Annotated in this window: 14 protein-coding genes; 8 read left to right on the top strand and 6 right to left on the bottom strand. The window is 71.8% G+C overall.

The window, feature by feature from the left end; genetic code table 11:
- Positions 1-31 precede the first annotated feature (31 nt).
- On the bottom strand, positions 32-217 hold the full coding sequence (locus ACWDRW_RS10170; protein WP_451721850.1) for a hypothetical protein: 186 nt from the start codon (positions 215-217) through the stop codon (positions 32-34).
- A 17-nt stretch (positions 218-234) separates the two neighbouring features.
- The gene (locus tag ACWDRW_RS10165) at positions 235-1485 is read right to left on the bottom strand and encodes a hypothetical protein (protein WP_451721848.1); all 1251 of its coding nucleotides are present in this window, start codon (positions 1483-1485) and stop codon (positions 235-237) included.
- Between the two features lie 258 nt (positions 1486-1743).
- On the opposite strand from ACWDRW_RS10165, the gene ACWDRW_RS10160 reads away from it, so the two are divergent.
- Both ACWDRW_RS10160 and ACWDRW_RS10155 read left to right on the top strand, forming a co-directional pair.
- Positions 1744-3264 (top strand): FAD-dependent monooxygenase, encoded by a 1521-nt coding sequence (locus ACWDRW_RS10160; protein WP_451721847.1) that lies wholly within the window; start codon positions 1744-1746, stop codon positions 3262-3264.
- A gap of 178 nt (positions 3265-3442) precedes the next feature.
- Positions 3443-4672, top strand: coding sequence for a GNAT family N-acetyltransferase (locus ACWDRW_RS10155; RefSeq protein ID WP_451721846.1), 1230 nt, complete (start codon positions 3443-3445; stop codon positions 4670-4672).
- Between the two features lie 115 nt (positions 4673-4787).
- On the opposite strand, the gene ACWDRW_RS10150 is transcribed toward ACWDRW_RS10155, so the two are convergent.
- Entirely contained in the window at positions 4788-6275 is a 1488-nt protein-coding gene (locus ACWDRW_RS10150) for a long-chain-fatty-acid--CoA ligase (RefSeq protein WP_451721845.1), read from the bottom strand.
- 159 nt (positions 6276-6434) lie between these two features.
- Here ACWDRW_RS10150 and ACWDRW_RS10145 point away from each other — a divergent pair, with 159 nt between their 5' ends.
- A complete protein-coding gene (locus ACWDRW_RS10145) occupies positions 6435-7619 on the top strand; it encodes a PucR family transcriptional regulator (RefSeq protein WP_451721844.1) in 1185 nt (394 codons plus the stop codon).
- Between the two features lie 699 nt (positions 7620-8318).
- Positions 8319-8795: a DUF6924 domain-containing protein gene (locus ACWDRW_RS10140; RefSeq protein WP_451721842.1), complete on the top strand. Its 477-nt coding sequence runs from the start codon at positions 8319-8321 to the stop codon at positions 8793-8795.
- A 118-nt stretch (positions 8796-8913) separates the two neighbouring features.
- Here the strand turns inward: ACWDRW_RS10140 and gap are convergent, their stop codons facing one another.
- Together gap and ACWDRW_RS10130 are read right to left on the bottom strand one after the other, a co-directional pair.
- Positions 8914-9912: a type I glyceraldehyde-3-phosphate dehydrogenase gene (gene gap, locus ACWDRW_RS10135; RefSeq protein WP_451721840.1), complete on the bottom strand. Its 999-nt coding sequence runs from the start codon at positions 9910-9912 to the stop codon at positions 8914-8916.
- A gap of 107 nt (positions 9913-10019) precedes the next feature.
- The gene (locus ACWDRW_RS10130) at positions 10020-10976 is read right to left on the bottom strand and encodes a GlxA family transcriptional regulator (RefSeq protein ID WP_451721839.1); all 957 of its coding nucleotides are present in this window, start codon (positions 10974-10976) and stop codon (positions 10020-10022) included.
- A 137-nt stretch (positions 10977-11113) separates the two neighbouring features.
- Here ACWDRW_RS10130 and ACWDRW_RS10125 point away from each other — a divergent pair, with 137 nt between their 5' ends.
- Complete coding sequence (locus tag ACWDRW_RS10125; protein ID WP_451721838.1) at positions 11114-11737, top strand: histidine phosphatase family protein; 624 nt, start codon at positions 11114-11116, stop codon at positions 11735-11737.
- 89 nt (positions 11738-11826) lie between these two features.
- On the opposite strand, the gene ACWDRW_RS10120 is transcribed toward ACWDRW_RS10125, so the two are convergent.
- Positions 11827-12744: a LysR family transcriptional regulator gene (locus tag ACWDRW_RS10120; protein ID WP_451721837.1), complete on the bottom strand. Its 918-nt coding sequence runs from the start codon at positions 12742-12744 to the stop codon at positions 11827-11829.
- 89 nt (positions 12745-12833) lie between these two features.
- Between ACWDRW_RS10120 and ACWDRW_RS10115 the strand changes: the two genes are divergently transcribed.
- From ACWDRW_RS10115 to ACWDRW_RS10105, 3 genes are read left to right on the top strand one after another with little or no spacing between them, the layout of a single operon-like run.
- Entirely contained in the window at positions 12834-13754 is a 921-nt protein-coding gene (locus tag ACWDRW_RS10115) for a zinc-binding dehydrogenase (protein WP_451721836.1), read from the top strand.
- Entirely contained in the window at positions 13751-14743 is a 993-nt protein-coding gene (locus ACWDRW_RS10110; RefSeq protein ID WP_451721834.1) for an alpha/beta hydrolase family protein, read from the top strand. The genes ACWDRW_RS10115 and ACWDRW_RS10110 overlap by 4 nt, the downstream gene beginning before the upstream one ends.
- On the top strand, positions 14740-15486 hold the full coding sequence (locus ACWDRW_RS10105) for an SDR family oxidoreductase (protein ID WP_451721833.1): 747 nt from the start codon (positions 14740-14742) through the stop codon (positions 15484-15486). The genes ACWDRW_RS10110 and ACWDRW_RS10105 overlap by 4 nt, the downstream gene beginning before the upstream one ends.
- Positions 15487-15528: the final 42 nt, after the last annotated feature.

Below are 15528 nucleotides of genomic sequence, written 5' to 3'. Positions count from 1 at the left end.
CGTGGCCGGTCGGCGTCGCCGGGGTCGACGCTCAACGGACGCGGACGGCGGCTCCGTAGGCGTCGCGGCGGCGGAGCACCGTCGTGTCCTGAGCGGAGGCCGGCCAGGCCTGGAGGAGGTACCACTCGGTGAGCTCGTCGGGTGCCCGGTCGACGGCGGAGTCCCGACTGCTCGTACTGAACGAGACGGCACACCCACGGCCGGTTCGGACGGCCATGGTGCGGGCCGGCCTCCTCAGTCCTCCTCGGCGCGTTCCTTGCCGCTCCCGCGCCGACGGAGCACTTGCTCGGCGATCCCGCTGGAGAGGTTGCCGGTCACCGATCTGGCTCGGCCGAGGGTTTCGGTACCGATGCGTTTGGCGGCGTCGACGCCGTCCGCTCCCGCCTCGAGCACCTTGCCCCTCGCCTCAGCGGCCGCCTCCACCCACCGTCGCGCCTCCGACGACTGCTCCCCGCGCTCGATCCCGAGCCGCCCGTGGAAGTCTCCGACGGTGATCGCAACGTGGTTGCCCGCCTGCACCACAGCCGGGGACGCGCTCGGGTGCAGCAGCACCTTCGCGTTGGCTGTGCCGACCGCCGCGTCCACGCGGGCCAACAGGCGCTCGGTGCTCTGGGAGATGAGTTCTGTCCGCTTCTGCCGGGCGGCCCGAAGTCCGACTCGATGCCGGTCCAGTTCGTCCGGAGACGCGTCCAGCACGCGGTCGAGTTCGAGGACGGCGATCGCGTCGTGCAGCTGGAAGCACCGAGCGAGCACGGCGAGCCACTCCCGCACCGTGCCCTCTGCTTCCTTGGACGCCTTGGCGAGATCACCGATCCTGGTCTGGCCCTCCAACTTCTCCGCGAGCGCGTCCAGTTGCCGCAACGCGTAGGCCTGCGTCCGCGCGATCGTCATCGGCACGGCCTGCACCTTCGACCACGTGACCTCGGAGACACGACCCACCTCCTCGCGGACGGTGACGGCCTCGTCGATGACGATGCCGACTCCGATCATGTCCGCCAACACCGCGTCCTCCTGGGCCCGGAGCACGTCGTCGACCTTGGCATCGATCGCGGCGAGGTAGTCGGTGATCTCGCTCATGGTCTGCTGCATCGCAAGCTGGGCCATGAGCCCAGCGGCACCAGCCATCAGACCCGGGTTGGACAGCAGCGATCCGGGCGTGCGCACCACTTCCAGCAGGCCCTTGATCCTGCCGTTCTCCGTCACCACGGCACGGCTGACACCCGGGTGCGAACCTTTCATCAGCGGGTACTTCTTGAGAGCTTGCGCGGACTGCTCGGTCAGCTTCACCCAGCGACCTGAGTTGGCCGCGATCTCGGATCCCGTCTGGGTGGCACCGGCCAACGCGCTGAGGGCGGGTCCGAGCCGGGGCAGCCCGAGGTCCCTCGACGGCAGCTTCTCGGAGACGAGGAAGCGTTCGACAGCCGTCGGACTCCCGATGACCGCCAGCCCGTCGCCGTCGCTGATCAGCTGAAGTTCGTCGTCCATCATCGGCTCCTGAAGTGGCTCTTCGCGAATGAAGGTGTGAGCGCCCGCGGCACGTGCCCGACGCCATCTTCGCCCGCCGGCCCCACCGGTTCGACGGCGTATGCGCTATTGGGTCAGACAAGCCGATGACCACGTTGGGTGTTGCAGCGATGCCTCAGGGCCGGCGGACAGTCGGCGCCGGGCGGGTGCCGGACCGGCGAGAACCCCCTGCCACCGCGAGACCTCGGCTGCCGGCACCTGCGGCGCTACCGTGGAGTCATGGCGGCGGTGCCCCTGGACGTCCTGGTGGTCGGCGCCGGCCCGACCGGGCTGGCGCTCGCCGCGCAACTGCGCGCGTACGGCGTCCCGTTCCGGGTGGTCGACCGCTCGCTGGACCGGGTCCGCGAATCACGGGCGCTGGTCATCCAGCCCCGCACTCTGGAGGCCCTGGCCGGATTCGGCGTCACGGACGAGCTGGTCGCCCGGGGCAACCCGGCGATCCGGGTGCATATGCACCTGCCGAAGCGCGTGCTCCGGATACCGCTGTTCGACATCGGGCTGACCGACACCGCCTATCCCTTCCTGCTGTTCCTCTCGCAGGCCGCGACCGAGAACATCCTGTCCGCACACCTGTCCGCGCGGGACGTGACGGTCGAGCGCGGCACCGAACTGGTCGGGCTGGAGCAGAAGGACTCCTACGCGGTCTGCCGCCTGCGGAACGGTGGCGGCGCGGAGGAGGTCCTCGAGGCGCGGTACGTCGTGGGCTGCGACGGTGCCCACAGCGCCGTACGGGCCCAGGCGGGGATCGGCTTCGAGGGGTACGCCTATCCGCAGACGTTCATCCTCGCCGACCTGGAGGTCGACGGGCTGGAGCCGGGGGCCGTGCACACGTACATGAGCGGGGAGGGCATGCTGTTCTTCTTCCCGCTCGGCTGGCCGGCCACCTGGCGGCTGCTCACGATGAGGCCACCCGACGCCCCCGACGCGGAGGTCACGCTGGAGTCGCTGCAACGACTCGCCGACCGGTACGGCACCGACCGGCTGACTCTGCGGGACCCGGCCTGGATGACCGACTTCCGGCTCCACAACCGCGGTGCCACCCGCTACCGCGCCGGGTCCTGCTTCCTGGCCGGGGACGCCGCCCACATCCACAGCCCGGCCGGGGGACAGGGCATGAACACCGGCATCCAGGACGCGCTCAACCTGGGCTGGAAGCTCGCGCTTTGCTGCCGTGGCGAGGGTCCCGGTGAACTACTGGACACCTACGAGGCCGAGCGCGCCCCGGTCGGCCGCAGCGTGCTGCGCTTCACGGATCGCGCCTTCACCTTCGGCACCAGCCGCCATCCGCTCGTCCGCTTGGCCCGGACCCGACTTGCCCCGCGGCTGGCCCCGTTGGCGCTCCGGGCGACCGGACCACGCGGCCGGGTCTTCCGCACGGTCTCCGAACTGGGCATCCACTACCGGCACAGCCCCCTCACCGCAGGCGGCTCCCGAGGACACGGGCCGCGCGCCGGGGAACGGTTGCCCGACGTGCCCCACGGCCTCCAGCCCCGTGTCACCGGCCCTCGCTGGCAGCTGCTGCTGGCGGGCCCCGTCCGCGCGTGGCCGGCCGACTGGCACGCCCCGCTTCTGCGGGGGCGCCGGCGGTTGGTCGCCGTGCACCGACTCGGTCAGGACAGCCCGTGGCCAGGCGTCGCCCATGCCCTCGTACGGCCTGACGGGTATCTCGGATACGTCGCCCACGATGCCGAACCGGAAGGTCTGAGCGCCTACCTGGACCGATGGCTTCCAGTCGGCTGAACCCCGCCGCGGCAGGGTTCCCCAGTCGCCCGTCCGCGACCTCGGGCGGGATCGGACGGGCGTCGGGCATCCGCCCTCTGGGCTCCGTAATTCGTTTGACCCGGCCATGGCGCAACGCTGCAGTGTGGCCAGGCACCATGAGCCGTGGTGCCGGTATCCCGAGGAGGCAGCCGCAGCGATGCAGATTCGTCCCACGACCGACCAGGACCTCGACGTCTTCGTCGACACCGTGCATGCCGCGTTCGGGCGCTTCCCGGAAACCCCGGTCGAGGGTGGCGGGCTGTGGTGGTCGGCGCTCGAGATGGACCGCTGTCTGCTCGCCCTGACGGCCGACGGGCGGCCCGTCGGCACCGCCGGGGCGCACTCCTTCGAGCTCACCCTGCCCGGTGAGATCCTCGTCCCGGCCCCCGGGGTGACCGCCGTCGGCGTCCTGCCCTCGCACCGGCGCCAGGGCGTGCTCAGTGCGATGATGCGGCATCAGCTCGCCCAGTTCCGGGCCCGCGGGGAGTTCCTCTCCGTGCTGCTGGCCTCGGAGGCCCCGATCTACGGCCGGTTCGGCTATGGACCGGCGACCTACACGCAGCGGCTGACGGTCCAGCGCCACCGGGCCGCCCTCACGCTGCCCCGGGCGCGCGCGGCGGCCCACGCAGCGGCGACCGGTCCGGACCAGGGCTCGGTCGAGGTGCTGCGTCGTGCCGAGTGCGGGGAGATCCTGGAAGAGGTGTACGACCGGTACCGCCGCGGCCAGCCCGGCGCGCTGTCCCGGCCGCACCGCTGGTGGGCTCTGCGCGCGGGCCAGCCCCCGATCTCTCCGGCGCCGCGTCACATCGCCGTCCACCGGGACACGACCGGCGTCCCCGACGGGTACGCCAGCTATCTGGTCGAGGGCGACACCTTGACCGTCGACGAGACCATCGCCGGTGACGACACCGCCTTCACCGCCCTGGCCCGGTTCGTACTCGCGCACGACCTGGTCACCAAGGTCGTGTTCAAGCACGTCCCGCCCCGGCACCCGCTGCGCTGGCAGCTCGAGGATTTCCGCGCCGGCGAGGTGAGCGGCGACATGGACTGGCTCTATGTACGGCTGCTGGACGTCCCGCGCGCGCTGAGCGCACGCGGCTGGTCCGCGGACGGCGAGCTGGTCCTCCACGTCGAGGATCCGTTCCTCGGGGAGCACAGCCGCTACCTGCTGACCGTGAGGGACGGCAAGGCCGACTGCGTTCCGACGGACCGGGAGCCTGACCTGTCACTGGACGTGCGCGACCTGGGTTCGGTCTACCTGGGCGGCACCACCCCGAGCACCCTCGTGCGTGCCGGACACATCCGGGCCCACCGCCCTGAAGCGGCCACCCTCGCCGACGCCCTCTTCCGCGCCGACCGCGCCCCGCACTGCCTGCACTGGTTCTGACCTCGCCGGGCACCACCCTGTCCGGGCGTACGGAATCGCGCCGGGCCCAACCGCCCCGCGTGGGGGTGACGCGTCTGCCGTCCGACGCGTCACCCGGCCCCCAACCCTCTGGGCGTCACCCCGTCGGCGCGCTGATCTCCCTCTTGAGGATCTTGCCGCTGGGCCCGGTGGGCAGCGCGTCCACGAGCCACACCTCGCGCGGGTACTTGTACGCCGCCACCCGCTCCTTGACGAACTCCCGGAGCTCCTCGGGTGTGGCCTGTGCCGTCGGGCGCAGCACCACCGCGGCCGCGATCTCCTCGCCCAGGTGCGCGTCGGCCACGCCCACCACCGCGGCCAGTGCCACGGCGGGGTGCTCGTGGAGGACCTCCTCGATCTCGCGCGGGTAGACGTTGTACCCGCCGCGGATGATCATGTCCTTCTTGCGGTCGACGATGTACAGGTAGCCGTCCTCGTCCTGGCGCGCGAGGTCACCGCTGCGCAGCCAGCCGTCGGCCATGGTGGCGGCCGTCTCCTCCGGGCGGTTCCAGTACCCCTTCATCACGTTCGGGCCGCGCACGCACAGTTCGCCGATCTCGCCGAGGGCCACGTCCTGGCCCTTGTCGTCGAGGAGGCGCACCTCCACGTCCCTGATCGGGGTGCCGATGGAGCCGGCCTTGCGCGGCCGGTCGGGGTGGTTGAACGTGACCACCGGACTGGTCTCGGACATGCCGAAGCCCTCCAGCACCACGCAGCCGAAGCGCTGCTCGAAACCGTGCAGGATCTCCACCGGAAGCGAGGCCCCGCCGGAGACACACATCCGCAGCGTGGACACGTCGGCCTCGGACGGGTGCTGGAGCAGCGCCGCGTACATGGTCGGTACGCCCTCGAAGATCGTGGCCCCGTCGCGGGCGATGGCGTCCAGCACGGCCTGCGGGTCGAAGCGGGGGATCAGGGTGAGCGAGGCACCGGCGCGGACGGTCACGCTCATCGTGCAGATCTGGCCGAAGATGTGGAACAACGGCAGACAGCCCACGACCACGTCGTCCGCCGTCATCCGCTGCACCTCGGCCGCGTTGACCTCGGTGTTGTGCCGCAGTCCGGCGTGGGTGAGGGCGGCGCCCTTGGGGCGGCCGGTGGTGCCGGAGGTGTACAGGAGTACGGCCACGTCGTCGCCGTCCGGCTCACTGACTTCCGCCAGCGGCTCGTGACCGGCCAGCAGCTCCGCGAAGGCGGCGGGTTCCACGGCCAGGTGCCGCACCTCGGCGGCGGCCGCGCCCGGGGCACCCTCGCCCGGCGCCTGGTGCCACTCGAAGAGCAGCACCGCCCCGGAGTCGCGCAGGTGGTACTCGGTCTCCCGGGTCTTCAGCAGCGGGTTCATCGGCACGACGACCGCGCCGGCGCGCAGCACGCCGTAGTAGAGGGCGACGAACTCGGGAACGTTGGGCAGCATCAGCGCGACGCGGTCTCCCGGTCGTACGCCCTCGGCCCGCAGCAGCGCGGCGGCGCGGGCGCTGCGCTCGTCGAGTTCCGCGTAGCTGATGACCTGGCCTCCCAGCCGCAGCGCGGGGCGTTGCGGCTGCCGCCGGGCCGTCTCCACCAGGAACTGAGCCAGATTGGCCATGATCGCCTCCACGCATGCCACCGTCTGTCACCGTCGAAATCCGCTGTTCACGCTGACGACATCGTGCAGATGTCCGTGGGGTCGGCCTATGTGCGGGATGACAGCGTCTGCTGCCTCGGATTGTTCCTGGGCACAAAACAGTGGCGTTACGCTGCGGGAATGAACATCTCAGGAGTGGTGCCGGCGCTGCGGGCGAGGCTGCCGGAACTGGGTGAGCTGATGGCGCAGCGCATTCGCTCGGACGTCGTCGCCTACCAGGACGAGTCGCTGATCCCCTTCGACTCGCTGCGCGGCTCCTGCACCGCCAACGCGGACCTGCTCCTGAACCAGCTCGGCAGCGCGGACGCCCGTGATCCGAGCCCGGCCCGCGAGACCGGCCGTATCCGCGCCGAACAGGGCGTGCCGCTGGCCGACACTCTGCACGCGTACCGGATCGGCTTCGAGCTGGTGTGGACGGAGATCCTCGCCGAGGCACGCGACGTTCCCGAGGTCACCGACGCCCAGCTGGTGTCCCAGTCGGCGGAGATCTGGGCCCTGTTCGGCAGTTACGCCGAGGCGGTGGCGGCGGCCTACCGGGAGACGACCGCGGAGCTGACGTCGCGACGGCAGGCGCGCCGGTCCGCGCTGGTGGAAGCGCTGTTCAGCGGCGCCATCGCGGACCGCACCCTGTGGGAGGCCGCCCGCGAGCTGGGCCTGCCCGACCGCGGGCCGTACGTGGTCGCCGCCGCGGCGACCGACGCTCCCGGTGAGGAACCGCTGGCGGGGACGGAGGCGGCGCTGCGGCAGGCTCAGGTCCACTTCGCCTGGCGGCTGCTGCCCGACCAGCAGATCGGCCTGGCCGCCCTGCCCACGGCGACGGCGGAGAGCACCTGCCTGCGCATCCTGCGCCGTGCCGGTGCCCGCGTCGGCGTCAGCCCGTGCTTTCACTCGCTGCGGGACACCCCTCAGGCCCTGCGCTTCGCCCGGCTGGCACTGTCCGGCCTCCAGGGCACCGGCCCCGGCGTGGCACGGTTCGACGACGACCCGCTGGCGATGGTCGTCGCCGCGGCCCCGGCCGAGGCGGCGCACCTGGTGGAGGTGGTCCTCCAGCCCGTGCTCGATCTCCCGGCCGCGGAGCGCGCCCGTCTCCTCCAAACCCTCGAGCACTGGTACGCCGCCGGCGGCTCCGCCACGGACGCGGCCCGGAGCCTCTTCGTCCACCCCAACACCGTCCGCTACCGCCTGCGCCGCGTCGAGGAACTGACGGCCCGCTCCCTGTCCGACCCACGAGCGGTGGCAGACCTCCGCGCCGCACTCCTGGCGGCCCGCCGGTCAGCCGTGCCCATCGGAGAGGCCGTGGAGTGAGCTGTCCTGATCACCGGCGGCGGACTCTTCGACCCCGGCGCGTGTCACCTTCGGCCAGGGCACGCCGGGCGCCAGTGCCCTCGCGGGTATCGCGACGCGGTGCGGGCCCACTGGGCAAGCGCGTCGCGCGGCTGACGCACGGCGCGCGGAGCCGCGCCTGCGCATCACCTCCATCGATCGCGCAGCTGCTCAGCCACGCGTCGACGAAGGCTGGGCATAGCCGGCCCCGCTGACCGGCCCCCGACCACGAGCACCTGACCAAGGTGACGATGGGGACACGAAGCCGGTGGAAGGTCCTGTGGTCGGCCCGACCAGCCCTCACCACGCGGCGCCGCAACCAACCTCCGGCACAGGCCCGACCGGAGGTCTGCGCCGCCGTTCGGCCTCGTCCGTCTGTGCACCGACCGCGACCGATACGCAATCGATCGAGACCGGCCGCATGGCCTGCGCGGTGCAGCGCCCGAGTTCCGCGCAACGGGGACCGGGACGACCGGGTGCGCTGACGCGCGCGGTGGCTGCCCGCTGGTGTGCGCTGTGGTCGGATGCGACCGCAGGTGCCACCACGGCTGCTGGACGGCCGTGTTGCCGGCGCCGCGGGGGAGGTCCCTGTCGGAAGCGCTCACGACAGGCGGACAGAACCGCGAATACGACGCATGAGACAGTCGGGCCCCGTACCGAGGCCACGGAGGAGAGAGATCCATGAGAGCGTTGCCCGCCGTCACCGGCCGCGACGAGTTCGATGTCCTCGTCGTCAGGACCGACTACCGCGATGACCTGGCGTGGCAGGAGGTCAGGGCCGCGCTGTTGGAGCCCTGGGGGGACAGGCAGTACGAGGCGCGCGTCCACTTCGTGGACGACTCGGTCTGGGCAGGCGCGACGGTTGACGCGGTGCTGCATGCGGTGGGCGCCGACGAGAACCTGGCCGTTGTCTTCTTGGCCGACCTGGCCACCATGCAGGCCGGATGCCACCCCTTGCTGGCGGTCACCACGCTGACGCGGGAGGAGTGCCTGGACGACGAGGATTACGAGCAGCTGACCGAGTTCGGCCGGGAGTTCCGCACCGTTCCCGCCGGGGTCCACGACGTCCACGCGAACCTGAGCATCGGCAACCTGGGTTTCGAGGAGTACGCGGGGTGGGCTCACGATGATCCCGAGGGGGTCTTCCGGTCGTTCTGAGCGGGGCTCAGGAGAGTGCGCGCAGCGCCGAATTCCCTTTGAGGCAGGCAGCCGACTGTCGCACACCACCGGCTCCTGGGGCACCATTCGCCGGTGGTGAGGTGCGGCTGGGGTCCGGTCAGCGTGCGGCGAGGAGTTCGAGGGTGTCGATGACGCGGTTGGAGAAGCCCCACTCGTTGTCGTACCAGGCGACGACCTTGATGTGGCGGCCGTCGACGCGGGTGAGGGCCGAGTCGAAGATCGACGAGGCGGGGTTGCCCGTGATGTCGGACGACACGAGCGGGTCGTCGGAGTACTCGAGGACGCCGGCGAGCGGGCCCTCCGCGGCGGTGCGGTATGCCGCCAGGACCTCGTCGCGGGTCACGTCGCGGGCGACGGTCGTGTTGAGTTCGACGATCGAGCCCACCGGCACGGGGACGCGGATGGAGTCGCCCGACAGCTTGCCGTCGAGGTTCGGCAGCACCAGTCCGATCGCCTTGGCGGCGCCGGTCGTGGTCGGCACGATGTTGACGCCGGCGGCGCGGGCGCGGCGGGGGTCGCGGTGCGGGCCGTCCTGGAGGTTCTGCTCCTGCGTGTAGGCGTGCACCGTCGTCATGAACCCGTGCTCGATACCGGCGAGTTCGTCGAGCACCTGGGCCAGCGGGGCGAGGGCGTTGGTGGTGCAGGAGGCGTTGGAGACGATGGTGTGCAGTTCCGCGTCGTAGGCGTCGGTGTTGACGCCGAACGCGAGGGTGACGTCTGCGCCGTCGGAGGGGGCGCTGACGAGGACCTTGCGCGCGCCCGCGTCGAGGTGGGCGCGGGCCGCCTTGGCGGAGGTGAAGCGGCCGGTGGCTTCCAGGACGATGTCGACGCCGAGTTCGGCCCAGGGCAGCTGCGCCGGCTCACGCTCGGCCAGCACCTTGATCCGCTGTCCGTCGACGACGAGGGTGTCCCCGTCGACGGTCACCGGGCGGCCGAGGCGGCCGGCCGTGGAGTCGTAGGCGAGGAGCCGCGCGAGTGCGGTGGGCTCGGTCAGGTCGTTGACGGCGACGACCTCGAGGGTGGTGTCGCGCTCGAGGAGCGCGCGCAGCACGTTGCGTCCGATGCGGCCGAATCCGTTGATGGCGATGCGAGTCATGAATGGGGTCCCTTCCCTTTGCCCCCAGGCTCGCGTGCCACCCGCGCCGCGGACAGTGGCGAGATCGCCACGGTTCAAAAGGATCCCGCCACACCCGGGCAAGCGGTTCATTCCCCTCGGGTGAAGGTGCGCCGGTACTCGCTGGGCGTGGTGCCCAGGATGCGCTGGAAGTGCAGGCGCAGGTTGGCGCCGGTGCCGAGCCCGACGTCGGCGGCGATCTGCTCGACGCTGCGCTGCGAACGTTCGAGGAGCTCACGGGCCAGGTCGATGCGGGCGCGCATCACCCACTGCATGGGCGTGTAGCCGGTCTCCTCGACGAAGCGTCGGGAGAACGTGCGGGCCGAGACCCCGGCCTGCCGCGCCAGCAGATCGAGGGTGAGGGGTTCGCCGAGGCGGTGCAGCGCCCACTCGCGGGTGGCGGCGAAGTGCTCGCCGAGCGGTTCGGGGACGCTGCGGGGCACGTACTGGGCCTGGCCGCCGCTGCGGTAGGGGGCGGCGACCAGTCGCCGCGCCGCGTGGTTGGAGGCGGCGACTCCAAGATCGCCGCGCAGGATGTGCAGGCACAGGTCGATGCCGGAGGCGGCGCCGGCCGAGGTGAGCACGCTGCCCTCGTCGACGAACAGCACGTTCTCGTCGACCTTCACCAGCGGATGCCTGTCCGCCAGCGCCCGCGCGTAGTGCCAGTGCGTCGTGGCCCGCTTGCCGTCGAGCAGGCCCGTGGCTGCGAGCGCGAAGGCACCGGTGGAGATCGCGGCAAGCCGCGCGCCCCGGGTGTGGGCGGCGGTCAGCGCGTCGACCACCGGCTGCGGCGGGTCCTCGCGGTCCGGGTGCCGGTAGCCGGGGACGAAGACGATGTCGGCCCACTCGAGTGCCTCCAGACCGTGCGCGACGGAGTAGGCGAGGCCGTCCCCACCGGTCACGAGACCGGGCGTCGCCCCGCACACCCGCACCTCGTACGGCATGCTCGCGCGGGTCGTGAACACCTGCGCGGGGATGCCGACGTCGAGCGGTTTCGCGCCCTCGAGCACGAGAACGGCGACGCGGTGCAGGCGGGAGGCTGGCATGGGTACGAGGCTACGTGGGGCATGACTCCACAGTCATCGCCAACCGAGTCGGCTCGCCGCCGCGACGGAACTGCGCACAACGCACTCGGCGTCCATCCCGGCATACAGGATCACGGACGGCGACGGAGACCCGGGACATGACAGACGCGGCCGCTCGATACCTCTACCTCGCTCGGCACGGTGAGGCGTCAGAGGATGAGACGACGCTGACGGAGAGCGGCCGGCGCCAAGCCGTTCTGCTCGGCGAACGGCTCCGGAGCGCCCCACTCTCGGCGATCTACCACGGACCGCTGCCCCGGGCGCAGCAGACGGCCCGGCTGATCGGCGCGCAGCTGGACACCGTAACCCTGCACGAGTCGGAACTGGCCGGCGACTACGTCCCCTACCTCCCGGCGAAGGACGAGCTGCCGCCGGATGCGGCCGACACCCTGCTCGCCTTCCTCGCCCAGGTTCCGGAGGAGGAGCGCGACCGTGGTCCGGCGCTGGCCCGGGAAGCGCTCGCGGAGTTCACCGGTCCGGTGGACGGTGATCATCCCCGTCACGAACTGCTCGTCACCCACAACTTCCTCATCGGCTGGCTGGTCCGAGCCGCACTCGACGCGCCCGAGTGGCGCTGGATGGGCCTCAACCAGGCAAACGCGGCTCTGACGGTCATCCGATACGCGCCCGGCAGGCCGTCCTCCGTGCTGTTGTCCAACGACATGCGGCACCTGCCCGCAGAACTGCGCTGGACCGGCTTCCCGCCCGAACTCCATGTCTGACACCAGGAAGGCCGCGGGCAGCTCAAGGGGCCGCCCCGACGTGGACTGAGACTGACACACGAGGTCATTCGGCGCCGGGACCGGAGCCGTTAGTGGTGTTCGGGCAGCCAGTCGCGGGTGGGGTCGTACTCCAGCCATCGGCTGCGTTTTGCTTCCTCCGCGCAGGCGGTGGCGAGGTCGTCGAGGCCTGGGTGCCCGGTGCCGGTGCGCCACAGCAATGACCAGGCGTACAGCGGCGTGGGGGCGATCAGGGGGACCGACCGCAGGCCGGGGACGTCCGGCAGTGGTACGTCGGCGGGTATCAGTGAGAAGCGTCGTGGCTCTTGTGCTACTTCGGTGAGGAAGTGGGTGAGCCCCAGGTTGACGCCGGTGGCCGTGTTCGGGATGCCGAATCGGTGGGCGAACTGGTGGAGGAAGTCGAGCCGGTCCAGCGCGCCCGGCGCCCACAGCACGCTGTCGCGCAACTGGTCCGGACGCAGTGCCGGTTCGGCGGCCAGCGGGTGGTCCGCGCTCAGCACGGCGTCCACCGGTTCGAGGCGGACGAGGCGGTGTGCGAGGCCTGCGGGTAGCGGGGGATGGACGCGGCCGAAGGCGGCGTCGATGTCGCCGTGCAGCAGTGCCGTCGTCACCGACGGCAGGTCGCGCCCGTGCCCCAGCGCCAGGTCGCGGGCTCGTGCGGCGACCTGGGCCAGCGTCCGCATCGGCGCGTAGAGGTGCCCCCAGACGTCCACTCTCAGCGGCCGCTCCTCACCGACTACCGCTGCTACGGCGGCATCGGCGGCGGCCACAGCCTGGCGCGCCGGTGGGAGGAAACGCCGGCCGGCCTCGGTGAGACGTACGCCGTTCCCGCCGCGCTCGAACAGTGCGGTGCCGAGCAGGGATTCAAGCCGCGCGATCCTCTTGGACAGAGCCTGCTGCGAGATGCCGAGCGTCTCGGCCGCCCGCCCGAAGTGCAGTTGGTCGGCGGTGCGCACGAAGGCACGTGCCTGCGCCACGTCGAGATCCATGCCGCTCACCATAGGTGACAACCAAGGGTTGTCGGGTTTGCTTGTTCGTTGTTGGATCGCGGTGCGGCCGCGGGGGTTTGCTCGTCGGCATGCAACGACTGATTCCTACGGGGCAGGCGGCGCGGCCGGTCGCCTTCGCCGAGGTCCCCCAGCCCGTCCCGGAGCCCGGGGCGGCACTGGTCAAGGTCGAGGCCTTCGCGCCGAACCGGGGCGAGACCTTCCTCCTAGAACACCCCCGGCCGGATCTGCTGCCCGGCAAGGACATCGCCGGGCTCGTCGTACAGGCGGCAGCCGACGGCTCCGGCCCCGGCATCGGCACCCGCGTGGTCGGGCACCCGCCGCAGGGCGGCTGGGCCGAGTACGCCGCCGTGCCCACCCACTCGCTCGCGGTGCTCCCGGACAGCATCGACAGCGCCCGGGCGGCCGCTCTGCCTCTGGCGGGGATCACCGCCCTGCGGCTGCTGCGTACGGCCGGTTCCCTGGCCGGCCGCAGGGTGCTGCTGACCGGCGCCTCGGGCGGAGTCGGCCACTACGTCACCGAGCTGGCCGTCGGGGCCGGAGCCGAACTCACCGCGGTCACGGCGACGCCTGCGCGGGGCGAGCGGCTCGCTCAAATGGGCGCGAAGGTGGTGCACGAAGTCGCCGCGGCCCAGGGTCCGTTCGACGTCGTCCTGGAGTCAACGGGCGGGCCGGATCTGCCCCTTGCCCTGTCGAAGGTGCGCCCGGGCGGCCTGCTCGTCTGGTTCGGCCAGGCGAGCCGCACCCCGGTGACCCTGGACTTCTTCCACCTCCTCGGCGGACCCGAGCGCGTCACGATCCAGCACTTCCACTACGCCGGCGCCCCGTACGCCGCCGATCTCGCCGCACTGGTACGCCTGGTGGAACAGGGCCGGCTGCACCCGGAGATCGGCCACGTCACCGACTGGACACACACCGCCGACACCCTCGTCGACCTGCGAGAGCGCCGGATACGCGGCAAGGCCGTACTGCTGATGGGAGAAACACGATGAGTGCCACCGAATTCGCCGCCGCCCAGTGGACCCGCGCCACCGGGGCGGGCGTGGACCTTCACGAGTACCGGCGCGTCACCGAGGGCCTCACATCCGTCGCCGACTGGGGACCGTCCTTCCGGAGCACCGCACACGCCTACCTTCAGCGCGCGGACAACGCCGGATCACCCCGCTCGGCGGGTGAGTACCTGCTCACGGCGGCCCGGTGGTTCCACCTGGCCACCCTGGCGCCGTACGCGGAAGCACATCGGGCGGCCGCCGAGGCGGATGACGCCCTGAGCCGAGCCCTCTCCATGCTGGAGCCCGGCGCGCGCCGGGTGAGCGGTGAGGGATTCACCGGCTGGCTGCGCGGCCCCGCCGACGCGCCCGGGACCGTGGTCGTCGTCCCCGGCCTGGACTCGGCCAAGGAGGAGTTCCTCGATGTGGTGGCCGCGCTGCTGGCCAGAGGGCTGGCGGTGTTCGCGATGGACGGCCCCGGACAAGGCGTGCTCGCGGCGACCACGACCCTGTGCCCGGACTACGAGGGGGTCGTCGGCCGAGTCGTCGACGCCCTCGGCGTGGCACGCATCGGCCTCGTCGGCCTCAGCCTGGGCGGCTATTTCGCGGCCCAGACCGCGGCGCTGGAACCACGTGTGGCGGCCGTCGCCACCGTCAGCGGTCCCTTCCGCCTCGTCTGGGAAGAACTGCCCCCGCCGGTACGGGACATCATGGCCCGGCGCTGCGGAGGAGCCGACGGTGCCCGCGACTTCGCCCGACACGTGGACCTCGCCGCTCTGGCACCCCGCATCGAGGCGCCGCTGCTGGTCGTCGACGGGGACCAGGACGTCATCCCGGGCGTGACGAACGGCGAACCCCTGGCCCGCCTGGCCCCGCACGGCGGCTACCTGTCCGTCCCGCACGGCGACCACCTCCTCGGCAACGCGCGGCCCGACTGGCTGCCCCACCTCGGCGACCACCTCGCCCACACCCTGACAGGAACATCGGCATGAAGCGCTTCACGGGGAAGTCCCTCCTCATCACCGGCGGCACCAGCGGTATGGGCCTGGCGACCGCACATCGTCTCGTCGCCGAGGGCGCCCAGGTCATCGTGACCGGCCGCACCCGCGCACGGATCGATGCCGCAGTCCAGCAGATCGGTTCCGGCGCCTCGGGGATCGTGGCCGATGCCGCCGACCTCGGCGCCCTGGACGCGCTGATGGAGACCGTCCGCGACCGTCACGGCCGGCTGGACGGCCTCTTCGCCAACGCCGGCACCGGCACCTTCCTGCCGTTCGAGAGCATCACCGAGCCCGACTTCGACCACGGCATCGACGTCAACTTCAAGGGCGTCTACTTCACTGTCCAGAAGGCCCTGCCGCTGCTGGCCGACGGAGGCTCGATCGTCCTCAACGCCTCCTGGACCCTGCACCGCGGCAACAGCGTGCTGACCCTCTACTCGGCGACCAAAGCCGCCGTGCACAACCTGGCCCGCACCCTCGCCGCCGCCCTCGCCCCGCGCGGCATTCGCGTCAACTCCATCAGCCCCGGGTACATCGACACCCCGATGTACCCCGCCGAGGCACTGAGCAAGGCCGAGGCGGAGGCGGTCACCGGCCGGATCGTCGCCGGCCGCTTCGGGCGCCCGGAGGAGGTCGCCGCGGCCGTGGCGTTCCTCGCCTCGTCCGACGCTTCCTACATCAACGGCCAGGACCTGGTCATCGACGGCGGCCTGATCGGCGCGGTCCCCGCCTGATGGCCATTCCGGTTGCCCCGAGTACAGCCCGCACCGCCTCCG

The sequence above is a fragment of the Streptomyces sp. NPDC003635 genome (assembly GCF_053587635.1).
Note: the sequence above shows the minus strand (reverse complement) of the source record. Positions and strands in the feature narration are given on the sequence as shown.